This window comes from Pseudomonas putida, assembly GCA_041879295.1.
GTDB lineage: Bacteria > Pseudomonadota > Gammaproteobacteria > Pseudomonadales > Pseudomonadaceae > Aquipseudomonas > Aquipseudomonas putida_Y.
Genome location: CP047152.1, coordinates 5,076,038 through 5,089,847, shown reverse-complemented (window position 1 = coordinate 5,089,847; position 13,810 = coordinate 5,076,038). Strand labels below are relative to the sequence as shown.

The window sequence follows — 13,810 nt, the reverse complement described above, 5'->3', positions numbered from 1 at the left end:
TGTCCTTAACGGGTGATCGGAGTCAGGCGCAGCAAGTGTATCCGCCGGCTGTCGGCATTGAGAATACGGAACTTGTAAGACCCGATCTCGGTGGTTTCGTTGCGCTTGGGCAGGTGGCCAAAGGCGCTCATCACCAGGCCGCCGACCGTGTCGAACTCGTCATCGGAGAACTCGCTGTCGAAGAACTCGTTGAAGTTCTCGATCGGAGTAAGCGCTTTGACCAGAAAATCACCGCTGGGCAGTGGCTTGATGTAGCTGTCTTCCTCGACGTCGTGCTCGTCTTCGATATCGCCGACGATTTGCTCCAGCACGTCCTCAATGGTGACCAGGCCCGCCACGCCGCCATATTCGTCGATGACGATGGCCATGTGGTTGTGGTTGGCGCGGAACTCGCGCAGCAACACGTTCAGGCGCTTGGACTCGGGTACGAAGGTGGCCGGGCGCAGCAAGTCCTTGATGTTGAAGCTGTCACCGTTCTCCTTGAGGATCAACGGCAGCAAGTCTTTGGCGAGCAGGATCCCGAGCACATCGTCGTGGCTTTCGCCGATTACCGGGTAACGCGAGTGCGCGGCGTCGATCACCGCCGGCAGGAACTCGCGGGGCGATTGGCCGGCCTTGATGCTGTTCATCTGCGAGCGCGGCACCATGATGTCGCGAACCTGCAGGTCGGCGACCTGAATGGCGCCTTCGACGATGGTCAGCGCTTCGCTGTCCAGCAGTTTGTTCTGATGGGCTTCGCGCAGCAGCTCAAGCAGCTCCTGGCGGTTTTTCGGCTCATGGGCAAAAGCCTGGGTCAGTTTACCCAGCCAGGACTTCTGCCCGTTGCTCGATCGATCTTCGCTCATGGCGGTTCTCGTGATCCTTCGTGTATCAGTGTGTGATTGGGTCGGTTTCATCATCGGCATAAGGGTCGGGGTGACCCAGTTCTGCCAGCAATTCTCGTTCCAGGCTTTCCATTTCCTCGGCCTCCTCATCCTCGATGTGGTCATAGCCGAGCAAGTGCAGGCAACCGTGGATGACCAGGTGCGCCCAGTGAGCTTCCAGCGATTTGCCTTGTTCGGCCGCTTCGCGCTCGACCACCGCTACACAGATCACCAGGTCGCCCAGCAGCGGGATATCGAGCAGGTCATCGGGCACATCGGCCGGGAACGACAACACATTGGTTGCGTAGTCCTTGTGCCGGTAGGTGTGGTTCAGCTCTCGGCCTTCGGTTTCGTCGACCAGGCGAATGGTCATTTCCGAGTCGGCGCTGCGCTGGCGCAGCGCCAATTCGCACCAGCGGCGAAAGGCGGCGTCATCTGGAGTGGCAGCATCCGTGGCCCGTTGGATATCAAGTTCAAGCATCTTTGCCAGGCGCCTCGGACTTGGGCTGGCGGGCTTCGAAGCGGTCGTAGGCTTCGACAATACGCTGTACCAGTGGGTGACGAACCACATCCTTGGGTTGGAAATGGGTAAAGCTGATCCCGGGAACGTCCTTCAGCACCTCGATGACGTGCGCCAGGCCCGACTTGGTGCCACGGGGCAGGTCGACCTGGGTGATGTCACCGGTAATCACCGCGGTAGAGCCGAAACCGATGCGGGTCAGGAACATCTTCATCTGCTCGAGCGTGGTGTTCTGGCTTTCGTCGAGGATGATGAAGCTGTTGTTCAGGGTGCGGCCACGCATGTAGGCCAGAGGGGCGATTTCGATCACCTGGCGTTCGATCAGCTTGGCCACGTGTTCGAAGCCGAGCATTTCGTACAGGGCGTCGTACAGCGGGCGCAGGTACGGGTCGATTTTCTGTGCCAGGTCGCCGGGCAGGAAGCCGAGTTTTTCACCCGCCTCGACCGCGGGGCGCACCAGCAGGATGCGGCGCACCTGTTCGCGTTCCAGCGCGTCCACAGCGCAGGCTACGGCCAGGTAGGTCTTGCCGGTACCGGCCGGGCCGATGCCGAAATTGATGTCGTTGGCCAGGATTTCCTTGACGTAGCGCTGCTGGTTGAGCCCGCGCGGGCGGATGTTGCCCTTGCGCGTGCGCAGCGACACGCTGACCTCGTTGACGGCCGGGTTGTCGATGTTTTCGACAGCCGACTCCTGCAGGTACAGGTGCACGGTTTCCGGTGACAGGTCGGTGGCCTTGGTCTCGCGATAGAGACGGCGCAGCAGCTGTTCGGCAGCAGAGGTGGTCCTGGGTTCGCCGATCAGTTCGAACTGATTGCCGCGGTTGCGGATCTCGATGGCCAGGCGTTGTTCGATCAGGCGCAGGTGCTCGTCGAACTGGCCGCACAAGTTGGCGAAACGGTGGGCCTCGAAGGGTTCGAGGATGAAACGATGGGGTTCTATGGGTGCGTTCAAGGTCGTTTTTAGCCGCTCGACGGCGATGGAGTTGAACTCAAGAATAACCCTTGAATGGCAGTGGCGAAAGCACTGAAACGTTCAACGGTATGTACGGGCTGTTCTGGCCACTTCGCGGGTGAGCCCGCTCCTGCAAGGCCGGTGGAGATCCTTTGGGTGCGGGCTCACCCGCGAAGACGGCAGAACAGGTATCATGCCCACCTTTTCTTACGCATGTGTTATCTGGCCGAACATGAGCAAACGCGAACCCGCCATCTATAAAGTGATCTTCCTGAACCAGGGCCAGGTCTTCGAGATGTACGCCAAGCAGATCTACCAGAGTGACCTTTGGGGTTTTCTGGAGATCGAGGAGTTCGTGTTCGGAGAGCGCTCGCAACTGGTAGTGGACCCGAGTGAAGAGAAGCTCAAGAGCCAGTTCGACGGAGTGGTCCGCAGTTTCGTGCCAATGCACTCGATTGTGCGTATCGATGAGGTGGAGCGCCTGGGCACGGCGAAGATCAGCGAGGCCAAGGGTGGCGGCAATGTGATGCCGTTCCCGATGCCAATGCCGGAAAAGTGACCTTCAGGGAAGTGGCGAGAACGGCGTGCGCCCTTCGGCGTTCTGCAGTTCCAGCAGGTACTTGCGGAAAATCTGGCCGAGCACCTGGGTGGCATGCTCCAGTTCGTCACGGGGCATTTGCTCGGTCACTTCGTCGGCCATGTCCAGCGCATCTTCGGCGCCATTGACCGCAGCCATCTTCAGCAGGATGTAGGCCTGCACGTTGTTGGCCTTGACCCCTTCGCCATGGAAGAACATGGCACCCAGGCGGTATTGGGCGTCGGCATGGCCTTGCAGCGAGGCCTTCTGGAACCAGTCCAGGGCTTTGTCCAGGTTTTTTGGCGTTTGCGTGTAGTAATACTCGCCCAGTTCGAATTGCGCCTGGGCATCCCCCGCAGTCGCCGTCTGCTCGCAGGCCTTGAGGGCGTTTGCCAGGTCTTCAGGCTGAACATTCAAGGTGCAGCGGCCCGCCGCCGGAATCAGCAACGAGTTACCGCCCTCCGCCAGGGCCAGCAGGGGCTGAAGAAGCAACAGGCAGCCCAGGGTCAGGGCGCGGCCGGTGCGGTTCATGGGGATCGACTTACCTCTGCAAAGCTGCGGCCAATGTCTCTGGTGGCACATTATGGGATAAGCAGCGCCAACCTTACAAAGTTTTACTCGAATTTCTGCTTGGTTGGGGAAGTCAGCTGATTGTGCGTGCGTAATTATTGCCTGTACCGGCCTCTTCGCGGGGCAAGCCCGCTCCCACAGAGGCCGGCGCAGGCTGGCAATTACTTCAATGCAGCAAAGGCTTTTTCAGCAGCATCCAGGGTGATCTGCAGCTCCTTGTCGCCATGGGCGATGGAGGTGAAGCCCGCCTCGAACGCGCTCGGTGCCAGGTACACGCCACCGTCGAGCATCAGGTGGAAGAAGCGCTTGAAGCGCTCGGCATCGCTGGCCATCACGTCTTCGAAGGTGACGATGTCGTCGGCGCCGCTGAAGTAAAGGCCGAACATGGCACCGGCCTGGGTGGTGACGAATGGCACACCAGCGGCATCGGCGCGCTGCTGCAGGCCGTCGAGCATGCGGCTGGTGTAGTCGGTCAGCTCGGCGTGGAAGCCTGGGCGGCTGATCAGCTTGAGGGTAGTCAGGCCGGCGGCCATGGCCAGCGGATTGCCCGACAGGGTGCCGGCCTGGTAGACCGGGCCGAGCGGGGCGATGCAGCCCATGATTTCACGCTTGCCGCCGAAGCAGCCGACCGGCATGCCGCCACCGACGATCTTGCCGAAGGTCGACAGGTCCGGCGTGATGCCGTAATGGCCCTGGGCGCCGCCGAGCGAGACGCGGAAACCGGTCATCACTTCGTCGAAAATCAGCACCACGCCATGCTTGTCGCATTGCTCACGCAGGCCCTCGAGGAAGCCCGGTACCGGTGGTACGCAGTTCATGTTGCCGGCCACGGGCTCCACGATGATGCAGGCCACGGTCTGGCCAACTTCGGCCAGGGTCTTCTCGACGGCGGCGATGTCGTTGAACGGCAGGGTCAGGGTGTGCTTGGCGAAGTCCGCTGGCACGCCTGCCGAACTTGGCACGCCTTGGGTCAGCAAGCCGGAGCCGGCTTTTACCAGCAGGCTGTCGGAGTGGCCGTGGTAGCAGCCTTCGAACTTGATGATGGCGTCGCGGCCAGTGTAGCCACGGGCCAGGCGGATTGCGCTCATGGTGGCTTCAGTGCCCGAGCTGACCATGCGCACCATTTCCATCGACGGCACGATCGAGCAGACCAGGTCGGCCATCTCGGTTTCCATGGCGGTCGGCGCGCCGTAGGACAGGCCGTGCTCCAGCTGCTTGCGTACCGAGTCCAGCACGTCCGGGTGGCCGTGGCCGAGGATCATCGGGCCCCAGGAGCCGACGTAGTCGACGTAGCGTTTGTCGTCCTCGTCAACGACATAGGCGCCTTCGGCATGCTTGAAGAACAGCGGCGTGCCGCCAACGCTCTTGAAAGCGCGGACTGGCGAGTTGACGCCGCCGGGGATGTGCTTCTGGGCTTGGGCGAACAGGGCTTCGGAACGGGACATGGGAGTATCTCTCGAATCAGGATGCGAACAAGGCGTTGAAGGCGCGGGCGCGGCGGGTGACTTCCTGCGCGCTGTCGGCACCGAACAAGCCGTGGATCACCGCCAGCAGGTCGGCACCGTGGGCGACCAGCGGGGCGGCGTTGTCGAGGGTGATGCCGCCGATTACCGCGATCGGCAGTTTCACCTGGGCGCGGGCCTGCTCAAGCAGGCCGACATTGGCAGCGGGCGCGCCCGGCTTGGTGACAGAATTGAAAAAGCGGCCAAAGGCCACGTAGCTGGCGCCTTCGCTGGCAGCCTGGGTGGCCAGTTCGAGGCTGGCGTGACAGGTGGAGCCGATGATTGCCTGACGGCCGAGCAGTGCGCGGGCCGGGGTCAGTGGGCCGTCGGTCTGGCCCAGGTGCACGCCGACACCCAGGCGTGCGGCCAGCTCGGCGTCGTCGTTGATCAGCAACTGGGTGCCGTAACGCTCGCAGAGCTTCATCAGCCCTTCCGCTTCACGCAGGCGGCGCGCTGCATCGTCGCTCTTGTCGCGGTACTGCAGCAGACACACGCCGCCTTCCAGGGCCGCCTCGACATGGGACAGGAAACGGCCGGCGAGCAGCTGGCTGTCGGTGATGGCATACAGACCGCGTAGCTTCATTGAAGGCCTCGTATCAGGAGCAGAAGTCCAGGGGCAGGCGGCGCGGCACGTACTGGCCTTTGCCCAGTTGCTCGGCGTCACGCAGGGTGCGCCAGGTGTAGTCCAGGGCGGTGCGCACGGCGCTTTCCAGCTGCTCGCCGAGTGCCAGGCGGCCAGCCAGGGCGCTGGCCAGGGTGCAGCCCGAGCCGTGGTAGCTGCCTGGCAGGCGCTGGCAAGTCCAGGTGAAGTGCTGGCCGTCCTGGGTGTACAGGCGGTTGTGGATTTCGTCTTCGTCGCCGTGACCGCCGGTAATCAGCAGGTGTCTACAGAACGGCAACAGTTTCTCGGCACATTCGTCAGCGGTGCCTTCGGGCAGTTCGGCGAGGATGCGTGCTTCCGGCAGGTTCGGCGTGGCGATGGTTGCCAGCGGCAGCAGGCGTTCGCGCAGGGCGTAGCCCACTTCGTCCTTGCCCAGGCGGCCACCGCCACCGGCACGCAGCACCGGGTCGCAGACCAGCGGCAGGTGGGGGTGGGCGGCCAGCAGTTCGGCGACGGTGTCGACCATCTCGATCGAGCCGAGCATGCCCAACTTGACGGCGGCCACCGTGGAGTCGGCCAGCACGGCGTTGGCCTGGGCCAGCACCCACTCGCGGTCGAGCACGCGGAAGTCGGAAACGTTGACGGTATCCTGCACGGTCAAGGCGGTCACTGCAGGTGCAGCGTGGCAGCCTTGGGCGATCAGGGCTTCGATATCTGCCTGCAAGCCGGCGCCGCCACTGGGGTCGTGGCCGGAGAGACAGAGGACAACGGGGCGGGAGCTGTAGGTATTCATGGTCGGCGAGCTTACCACCAAACCTGTTTGGGCGGATCGTCCGACAAACGAGTTTTACTGATCGATCGGTCAGGTTGTCGTTTGTTTTTCTATTGAAAGCATTGATTTAGAGCCTTTTCTTTGTGTTTTTGTATGGCCCATTGCCAGGTTGTGAAGCTATGCTAGAGTGCTCGGATAACTCTACAAACGGGTTCTGCAGGATCACGTCGTCTCAAACGGATGGGAGGCTACCGCGACGCGACCGGACAGGCCATGCTGGGGCTGTATGCGCTATTTGCTGATTGTGCTTCTGGGCTTGCTGCCCGTGCTGGCCGGAGCGGTCGATTTCGACGACGCTACCCGGCATCTTCCACTGGGCAAGGCCATGCAGGTTTATGAAGACCCCGATGGCAATGCCAGCATCGCTCAGGTCAGTGCCCCCGGGTTTGCCAAACACTTTCAGCCCCATCATGAAGATGTGCTGAACGCCGGTTACTCCACCTCGGTGTTCTGGCTCAAGGTCGAGCTGCGCCCCGTTGCCGCGCCCAGTGCAGCCCCGCGGCAATGGCTGCTGGAGCTGGCCTACCCGCCGCTGGACCACCTCGAACTGTATCTGCCTGACAGCAGCGGCATGTACCGACTGGCACAGCGCACCGGCGATGCCTTGCCCTACGACAGCCGGCAGATCCGGCAGAACAACTACTTGTTCGAACTGCAATTGCCCCCTGGCAAGGTGACTACCGCGTACCTGCGGCTGCACAGCCAAGGGTCGGTGCAAGCGCCGCTGGCGCTATGGTCCCCTGAAGCCTACCTGGAAGAGCAGCCCACGCGCCTGTATGTGCTGGGGATGATCTACGGCGTGTTGCTGGTGATGCTGGCATACAACCTGTTCATCTACCTGAGCGTGCGCGACGTCAGCTACCTCTACTACATCCTTTACATCGCTTCGTTCGGCCTTTACCAGGTCTCGGTGAACGGCGCCGGTGTAGCCTATTTCTGGCCGGACAGCCCTTGGTGGGCGAATGCCTCCACGCCATTGTTCATTGGTGCAGCCGGCCTGTTCGGTTGCCAGTTCGCCCGGCACTTCCTGCAATTGGGCGGCATCAGCCGTGGTTTCGACCGCCTGTTGCAACTGCTGATGCTGGGTGGTGCGCTGGTCATGGTGCTGGCGGTGAGCATGCCCTACGGCATTGCTCTGCGCATGGCCACGCTGCTGGCACTGCTGTTCACCGTAAGCATCTTCAGCGCCGGCTTGTACGCCTGGTGGCGCGGCTTTCGAGTGGCGCGCTGGTTCATCATCGCCTGGACGGCGTTCCTGCTTGGCGGCCTGGTCAACACCTTGATGGTGTTGGGTTACCTGCCGAATGTGTTCATCACCATGTATGCCAGCCAGTTGGGTTCGGCGCTGGAGGTGGCCTTGCTGTCGCTGGCGCTGGCCGACCGCATCAACAGCCTGCGCGAGCAGCAGGCGCAGACCTTGCGCGACACTGGGCGTACGCTGGAGCAACTGAACCTGCAACTGGCCAGGAGCAATCGCCTGAAGGACGAGTTCCTGGCCAGCGTGACCCATGAGCTGCGTACCCCGATGAACGGGGTGATTGGCTCGCTCGAGCTGATGCACACCCTGCCGATGGATGTTGAAATGGCTCAGTACCATCACACGGCAGTGGGGTCTGCCCAAGGCATGATGGATATGGTCGACGCCATTCTTACCCTGTCCGAATTGCAGGCCGGCCGCCTGCGGGCGCAGTCGGCACCGTTCAGTCTGCGCAGCCTGTTGCAGGGCTTGCGCGCCGGTTATGCCGGGCAGGCTCTGGGCAAAGGCTTGTACCTGAGCCTGGATATTCCGGCCGACCTGCCGGACGAATTGCTCGGTGACGGGCAGAAACTGGCGCGCTGCCTGGGCTGCCTGGTGGACAACGGTTTGAAGTTCACCCATCAGGGCGGGGTGATGATCCAGGTGCGTGGTCGCCGGGTGGGGCCGGGTGATCTGGCCTTGACCTTTACCGTCAGCGACAGCGGTATCGGTTTCGATGATCTGGAGCAGTCGATCCTGTACCAGCGGTTCTTCCAGGTCGATGGTTCGATGACCCGACGGTATGGCGGTTTGGGGATTGGCTTGTCGATTTGCCGGCAGATGGGGGAGTTGTTGGGGGCCAGATTGGCACATGAATCGACGCGCGGGTTGGGTAGCCGCTTCGAGTTGAGTTTGGACATGGCGATTTCGCAGGCGCAGATGAGCCCGAACATGCTGCAGGCGCGGCGCTCGCTGTAGGAGCGGGTTCACCCGCGAAAGGGCCGGGTCTGCTGGCCGATATCCACCCGCCGTTCACCGTTGCCGCCACCACCGTATTCGCGGGTAAACCCGCTCCTACGCGCGCGCGCACGCCAGCAACCACACGTTTAGTCATTAATACCCCTTTGACTACCCTGCAAGCAGTGCTTCACTGGGGCTCTCAAGCTTACCCGGATCCAGGAGCCCTCCAATGAACCTGCACCAGTACGCTGAAACCCACGAAGTCACCAACCAGCCGCCATCCCTCGACGGTGCCAACCTGTACCGCCTCGACATTCCATTGCAGGAATGGTCACGGCGTTTTGGTGCAGGTTGGGCCGAGTCGCGGATCGATGCCTATGGTGCCCTGGCCGGTGGCCCGCTAATGCGGGCAGGCTTCCTGGCCAACGCACACAAACCTGAATTCAGCAGCCACGACCGTTACGGCCATCGCATCGACCTGGTCGAGTTCCACCCGGCCTACCATGAGCTGATGCGTACCGCCGTCGAACATGGCCTGCCTTCCTTGCCGTGGGCCGAACCCCGCGCAGGTGCCCATGTTGCTCGGGCGTCGATGACCTACCTGCACAGCCAGGCCGAGGCCGGCACCGGTTGCCCGCTGACCATGACGTTTGCCGCCGTGCCGGCATTGCGCCTGCAGCCTGAGCTGGCTGAATACTGGCTGCCGAAGGTCCTTGCCTGCGAATATGACCCGCGCAACATTGGCGACCGCCACAAGGCCGGGGTCACCCTGGGCATGGCCATGACTGAAAAGCAGGGCGGCACCGATGTGCGCGCCAACACTACCCGGGCCTATCCGGTCGGTGCACCGGGCCCGGGGCAGGCCTATGAGCTGGTTGGCCACAAGTGGTTCTGCTCGGCGCCGATGTGCGACGCTTTCCTGACCTTGGCGCAAACCGAAAAAGGCCTGAGCTGCTTCCTGCTGCCGCGCCACCGCCCGGATGACAACCGCAATCAGTTCTATATCCAGCGCCTGAAGAACAAGCTGGGCAACAGCTCCAACGCCTCCAGCGAGGTGGAGTTCCGCGGTGCGCTGGCGTGGATGATTGGCGAAGAGGGGCGCGGTGTGCCGACCATCATCGAGATGGTCGCCATGACCCGGTTCGACTGCATGGTCGGCTCCAGCGCACTGATGCGCCAGGCGTTGACGCAGGCAGCCCACCATTGTGCACATCGCAAGGTCGGCGGGCGGGTGCTCAATGAGCAACCCCTGATGCAGAACGTGTTGGCCGACCTGGCCCTGGAAAGCGAGGCTGCGCTTGCCCTGAGCTTGCGCATGGGCCAGGCGCTGGAGCAACTGGACGACCCGCAGCAGGCGCATTTCGCCCGGTTGGTCACGGCGGTGGGCAAATACTGGATCTGCAAACGTGCGCCGGCCATGATCAACGAGGCCGCCGAATGCCTGGGTGGCGCGGGTTATGTGGAAGACAGCATTCTGCCACGGCTGTACCGCGAGGCACCGGTCAACTCTACCTGGGAGGGCTCGGGCAACGTGCAGTGCCTGGATGTGCTGCGGGCCTTGTCCAAGGAGCCGGGAGTGCTCGATGCACTGTTTGCCGAGCTGGGTGACGGGCATGGCGACCCGCGCCTGGCGGCGCATATCGGCAACCTCAAGGGGGCGTTTGCCGACACCGGTGACATGCAGTACCGCGCGCGCCAACTGACCGAGGATATTGCCCTGGCGTTGCAGGCCAAGCTGCTGCTGGAGGCGGGGAATACAGAGGTCAGTGATGCGTTTATCGGCAGCCGCTTGGCCGGTGGTGGCCGGGTGTATGGGGCGCTGCCGCGAGGTGTGGATGTGATGGCATTGGTAACAAGGGCTACGCCTGCCTGGCCGCTGTAGCAGCGGGCTCGCCCGCGAATCAACCCAACAGCGATCAATGGGGGTGTATTTAACCAAGAAGGCAGGCAAGATGGATCACATGCATGTCCAGACAGGAAGCACAGTGTGAGCCACGCTTTTGTAGTCGTTGATACCCCCGAACAGGCCGTCGACCGTCTGGCGGCCTTGCATGAACAGGCCACAGGGGCCCTTAGTAAGGCCTTGAAGCGTTACCTGAAGGACCGTACCGAGCCCGATGCCGATGAGCGCGACCTGTTCCGCTACCCGGCACTGCGTCTGACCTACTACAGCCATGGCGAAGTCGCCGCCACCACCCGCGCCTACGCCAAGGTCCAGGTTGCCGGCACCTACAGCGTCACCGTCACCCAGCCCGCTGCGTTCCGTGGCTACCTGCTGGAACAACTGCGCCCGCTGATGCATGACTACACCGTCACGGTAGAAGTCGGCGTCAGCGAGCAGAACATCCCTTACCCCTATGTGGTCGACCAGGGCGACGAGCTGGCTGGCAGCGGCATTACCGCTGCGCAACTGGCGCGGGTGTTCCCCAGCACCGACCTGTCGGCGGCCACCGACAACATCGCTGATGGCCTGTACGACTGGGACCGTGCCGAAATCATGCCACTGGCGTTGTTCGATGCCGCGCGGGTCGACTTCTCGCTGCGCCGCCTGGTGCACTACACCGGCAGCGACTGGCGCCATGTACAGCCGTGGATCCTGCTGACCAACTACCACCGCTATGTCGACCAGTTCATCAGCCATGGCCTGGAACAGCTGCGTGACGACTCGCGCTTCGTGCGTATGGTGCTGCCGGGCAACGTCGTGATCGAAAAGGGCATGGACCATGGCGAAACCCAGGCTCTGGTGGCCAGCGTGGTCTGGCACCGCTTCCAGATGCCGGCCTACCACCTGATCGCCGCCGACGGCAATGGCGTTACCTTGGTCAACATTGGTGTCGGCCCGTCCAACGCCAAGAACATCACCGATCACCTGGCCGTGCTGCGACCGCATTGCTGGCTGATGATCGGCCACTGCGGCGGCCTGCGGCAGTCGCAGACCATCGGCGACTACGTGCTGGCACACGCCTATATGCGCCGTGACGGCATTCTCGACCGGGTCGTGCCGCCGAATATCCCGATCCCGGCCCTGGCCGAAGTGCAGATGGCCTTGCAGGAGGCTGCCGCACAGGTCACTGGCGAGCGTGGCGAGCAGTTGAAAAAGCGCCTGCGCACCGGCACCGTGCTGACCTACGACGACCGCAACTGGGAGCTGCGCTGGGCCCAGGAACGCCCGCTGATCAACCTGTCGCGTGCCGTGGCGGTGGACATGGAAAGCGGCACCATTGCTGCCCAGGGCTACCGTTTGCGCGTGCCTTACGGCACCTTGCTGTGTGTGTCCGACAAGCCGCTGCACAGCGAGATCAAACTGCCAGGTTCGGCCAACGCCTTCTACAACCGGGCGGTCAGCCAGCACCTGAAGATCGGCATTGCCGCCCTCGACCTGCTGCGCACCGAGCTCAACTCGCTGCACTCGCGTAAACTGCGCAGCTTCGATGAGCCGCCGTTCCGCTGAGGATCCATGTCACTGCCACCCCGTAACAAGCCGCGCCGCCCCCAGGCGCGGCCTGCCGCCGGCCCGCGTCGCCAGGCCAAGGCGCCCCCCGCCGAGCCGCGCCTGATCCTGTTCAACAAACCGTTCGATGTGCTGACCCAGTTCAGCGACGGTGAAGGGCGCGCGACGCTCAAGGACTTCATCGACATCCCGGGCGTATACCCGGCCGGGCGTTTGGACCGCGACAGCGAAGGCTTGCTGTTGCTGACCAACGATGGTGGGCTACAGGCGCGGATTGCCGACCCGAAGCACAAGCTGGCCAAGACCTACTGGGTCCAGGTGGAAGGCGAACCGAGTGACGAGCAGTTGCAGCGTTTGCGCGATGGTGTGGAGCTGAACGATGGGCCGACCTTGCCGGCCGAGGCGCGGTGCCTGGAAGAACCCGAGCTGTGGCCGCGCAACCCGCCGGTACGGTTTCGCAAAAGTGTGCCGACCAGCTGGCTGGAGCTGGTGATTCGCGAAGGGCGTAACCGCCAGGTGCGGCGGATGACGGCGGCTGTGGGCTTGCCGACCTTGCGCCTGGTGCGCGTGCGGATTGGTGACTGGGCGCTGGATGGGCTGGAGCAGGGTTGCTGGCGGGAGGTCCCTGCCAAGCTCTAGTTCAGGTCAGGGCCTGTTCGCGGGCACGCCCGCTCCCACAGGGACGGTGCAGTACTTGAAAGCAGCGCCCAACCTGTGGGAGCGGGCGTGCCCGCGAATGGCCCTGAAATGTTTTATACGCCTTCCAGAAACCCCACCACCACGCTTTTGATGATGAAGGCCAGCACCCCCAGGCCCAGCACGAAGAACAGGATCAGCGTGCCGAACTTGCCTGCCTTGGACTTTTTCGCCAGGTCCCAGACGATGAAGCCCATGAAACCGATCAATACGGTGACCAGGATAATCATCATCCATTCTTCGAATACGGCGGGATCCATCGGTGTTCTCCAGGCGGGTTGAGCGTCCGATTATACGCCGGCTGGCGTGAGCATTTAACGCAGGTGGGTCAATGGCAGCTCGGTGCTGGCCAGTACCTGGTTGAGCACGAAGCTCGAACGCACGCTGGTGACGCCTTCGATACGCGTCAGGCTGCCTAGAAGCAGTTTCTGGTAGTGGTCCATGTCCGGCACCACCACTTTCAGCTGATAGTCCGCATCCATGCCGGTGACCAGGCTGCACTCGAGCACCTGCGGCAGGTTACGGATGGCGGCCTCGAATGTTTCAAAGCGCTCAGGGGTGTGGCGGTCCATGCCTATCAACACATAGGCGGTCAGGCTCAAGCCCAGCTTCTTGCGGTCGAGCAGGGCCACCTGGCGCGAGATGTAGCCGTCGTCTTCCAATTGCTTGACCCGACGCGAGCATGGCGATGGCGACAGGCCGATGCGTTCGGCCAGTTCCTGGTTGGAAATGCGCGCATCGCGCTGCAATTCGGCGAGGATGCTCAGGTCGTAGCGGTCAAGTTTGCTCATGGCATTTGCCTTTTCTGTTCGGATTGCTGCGAATTATCAATCCAGGGTGAAAAATTGCGCAAGTGCTATTTATCTGAGCAATCTTCGCAATCCTCTGTCGCAACCCCTCCGGTATCTTTATCACCAGAATCACTGCCCGGACATCAGTCCACGGCGACGCGCCCTAGGCGGGCGGTCGCGGCCAGCCATCCAACAGGATCTGCAGGCCCCCGGGCTACACACCCTCCAGAAGACGGTGTGAGGTGAGCCGGCGCCACA

The 13,810-nt window shown here is 62.6% G+C and carries 14 protein-coding genes; 5 read left to right on the top strand and 9 right to left on the bottom strand.

Translation table 11 applies throughout. The annotated features are described in order from the left end of the window. Positions 1-5: 5 nt before the first annotated feature. Genes GST84_23235 through GST84_23225 form a run of 3 tightly spaced genes read right to left on the bottom strand, consistent with a single transcriptional unit; the run spans position 6 to position 2,335 of the window. Positions 6-845, bottom strand: a complete 840-nt coding sequence (locus GST84_23235; GenBank protein XGB15092.1) for a CBS domain-containing protein — start codon at positions 843-845, stop codon at positions 6-8. A gap of 25 nt (positions 846-870) precedes the next feature. Then, positions 871-1,344, bottom strand: coding sequence for an rRNA maturation RNase YbeY (gene ybeY, locus GST84_23230; protein ID XGB15091.1), 474 nt, complete (start codon positions 1,342-1,344; stop codon positions 871-873). Next, positions 1,337-2,335, bottom strand: coding sequence for an AAA family ATPase (locus GST84_23225; protein ID XGB15090.1), 999 nt, complete (start codon positions 2,333-2,335; stop codon positions 1,337-1,339). The genes ybeY and GST84_23225 overlap by 8 nt, the downstream gene beginning before the upstream one ends. A gap of 232 nt (positions 2,336-2,567) precedes the next feature. On the opposite strand from GST84_23225, the gene GST84_23220 reads away from it, so the two are divergent. Next, entirely contained in the window at positions 2,568-2,894 is a 327-nt protein-coding gene (locus tag GST84_23220) for a DUF1820 family protein (protein XGB15089.1), read from the top strand. A gap of 3 nt (positions 2,895-2,897) precedes the next feature. On the opposite strand, the gene GST84_23215 is transcribed toward GST84_23220, so the two are convergent. From GST84_23215 to GST84_23200, 4 genes are all read right to left on the bottom strand, one after another. Then, positions 2,898-3,443 (bottom strand): sel1 repeat family protein, encoded by a 546-nt coding sequence (locus GST84_23215; protein XGB15088.1) that lies wholly within the window; start codon positions 3,441-3,443, stop codon positions 2,898-2,900. 200 nt (positions 3,444-3,643) lie between these two features. Beyond that, positions 3,644-4,927: a glutamate-1-semialdehyde 2,1-aminomutase gene (gene hemL / locus GST84_23210; protein ID XGB15087.1), complete on the bottom strand. Its 1,284-nt coding sequence runs from the start codon at positions 4,925-4,927 to the stop codon at positions 3,644-3,646. A 16-nt stretch (positions 4,928-4,943) separates the two neighbouring features. Continuing rightward, positions 4,944-5,567 (bottom strand): thiamine phosphate synthase, encoded by a 624-nt coding sequence (locus GST84_23205; GenBank protein XGB15086.1) that lies wholly within the window; start codon positions 5,565-5,567, stop codon positions 4,944-4,946. Positions 5,568-5,580: 13 nt separating this feature from the next. After that, the gene (locus GST84_23200; protein XGB15085.1) at positions 5,581-6,378 is read right to left on the bottom strand and encodes a hydroxymethylpyrimidine/phosphomethylpyrimidine kinase; all 798 of its coding nucleotides are present in this window, start codon (positions 6,376-6,378) and stop codon (positions 5,581-5,583) included. A 265-nt stretch (positions 6,379-6,643) separates the two neighbouring features. On the opposite strand from GST84_23200, the gene GST84_23195 reads away from it, so the two are divergent. The 4 genes from GST84_23195 to GST84_23180 all read left to right on the top strand — a co-directional run bounded on the left by GST84_23195 (position 6,644) and on the right by GST84_23180 (position 12,704). Then, positions 6,644-8,632, top strand: a complete 1,989-nt coding sequence (locus GST84_23195) for a hybrid sensor histidine kinase/response regulator (GenBank protein ID XGB15084.1) — start codon at positions 6,644-6,646, stop codon at positions 8,630-8,632. Between the two features lie 211 nt (positions 8,633-8,843). Next, on the top strand, positions 8,844-10,496 hold the full coding sequence (locus GST84_23190; GenBank protein XGB15083.1) for a DNA alkylation response protein: 1,653 nt from the start codon (positions 8,844-8,846) through the stop codon (positions 10,494-10,496). Between the two features lie 105 nt (positions 10,497-10,601). Then, entirely contained in the window at positions 10,602-12,065 is a 1,464-nt protein-coding gene (amn, locus tag GST84_23185) for an AMP nucleosidase (GenBank protein XGB15082.1), read from the top strand. Between the two features lie 6 nt (positions 12,066-12,071). After that, entirely contained in the window at positions 12,072-12,704 is a 633-nt protein-coding gene (locus GST84_23180; GenBank protein XGB15081.1) for a pseudouridine synthase, read from the top strand. A 113-nt stretch (positions 12,705-12,817) separates the two neighbouring features. On the opposite strand, the gene GST84_23175 is transcribed toward GST84_23180, so the two are convergent. Both GST84_23175 and GST84_23170 read right to left on the bottom strand, forming a co-directional pair. Beyond that, the gene (locus GST84_23175; GenBank protein XGB15080.1) at positions 12,818-13,021 is read right to left on the bottom strand and encodes a DUF2788 domain-containing protein; all 204 of its coding nucleotides are present in this window, start codon (positions 13,019-13,021) and stop codon (positions 12,818-12,820) included. A gap of 54 nt (positions 13,022-13,075) precedes the next feature. Further along, on the bottom strand, positions 13,076-13,552 hold the full coding sequence (locus GST84_23170; protein ID XGB15079.1) for a winged helix-turn-helix transcriptional regulator: 477 nt from the start codon (positions 13,550-13,552) through the stop codon (positions 13,076-13,078). Positions 13,553-13,810: the final 258 nt, after the last annotated feature.

Excerpts from the sequence above, each read along its gene's own strand:
- GST84_23175 (XGB15080.1), bottom strand. The coding sequence starts at position 13,021 with ATGGATCCCGCCGTATTCGAAGAATGGATGATGATTATCCTGGTCACC.
- GST84_23220 (XGB15089.1), top strand. The coding sequence starts at position 2,568 with ATGAGCAAACGCGAACCCGCCATCTATAAAGTGATCTTCCTGAACCAG.
- GST84_23180 (XGB15081.1), top strand. The coding sequence starts at position 12,072 with ATGTCACTGCCACCCCGTAACAAGCCGCGCCGCCCCCAGGCGCGGCCT.
- hemL (XGB15087.1), bottom strand. The coding sequence starts at position 4,927 with ATGTCCCGTTCCGAAGCCCTGTTCGCCCAAGCCCAGAAGCACATCCCC.
- GST84_23190 (XGB15083.1), top strand. The coding sequence starts at position 8,844 with ATGAACCTGCACCAGTACGCTGAAACCCACGAAGTCACCAACCAGCCG.
- GST84_23170 (XGB15079.1), bottom strand. The coding sequence starts at position 13,552 with ATGAGCAAACTTGACCGCTACGACCTGAGCATCCTCGCCGAATTGCAG.
- GST84_23215 (XGB15088.1), bottom strand. The coding sequence starts at position 3,443 with ATGAACCGCACCGGCCGCGCCCTGACCCTGGGCTGCCTGTTGCTTCTT.
- GST84_23205 (XGB15086.1), bottom strand. The coding sequence starts at position 5,567 with ATGAAGCTACGCGGTCTGTATGCCATCACCGACAGCCAGCTGCTCGCC.
- ybeY (XGB15091.1), bottom strand. The coding sequence starts at position 1,344 with ATGCTTGAACTTGATATCCAACGGGCCACGGATGCTGCCACTCCAGAT.
- GST84_23200 (XGB15085.1), bottom strand. The coding sequence starts at position 6,378 with ATGAATACCTACAGCTCCCGCCCCGTTGTCCTCTGTCTCTCCGGCCAC.
- GST84_23195 (XGB15084.1), top strand. The coding sequence starts at position 6,644 with ATGCGCTATTTGCTGATTGTGCTTCTGGGCTTGCTGCCCGTGCTGGCC.
- GST84_23235 (XGB15092.1), bottom strand. The coding sequence starts at position 845 with ATGAGCGAAGATCGATCGAGCAACGGGCAGAAGTCCTGGCTGGGTAAA.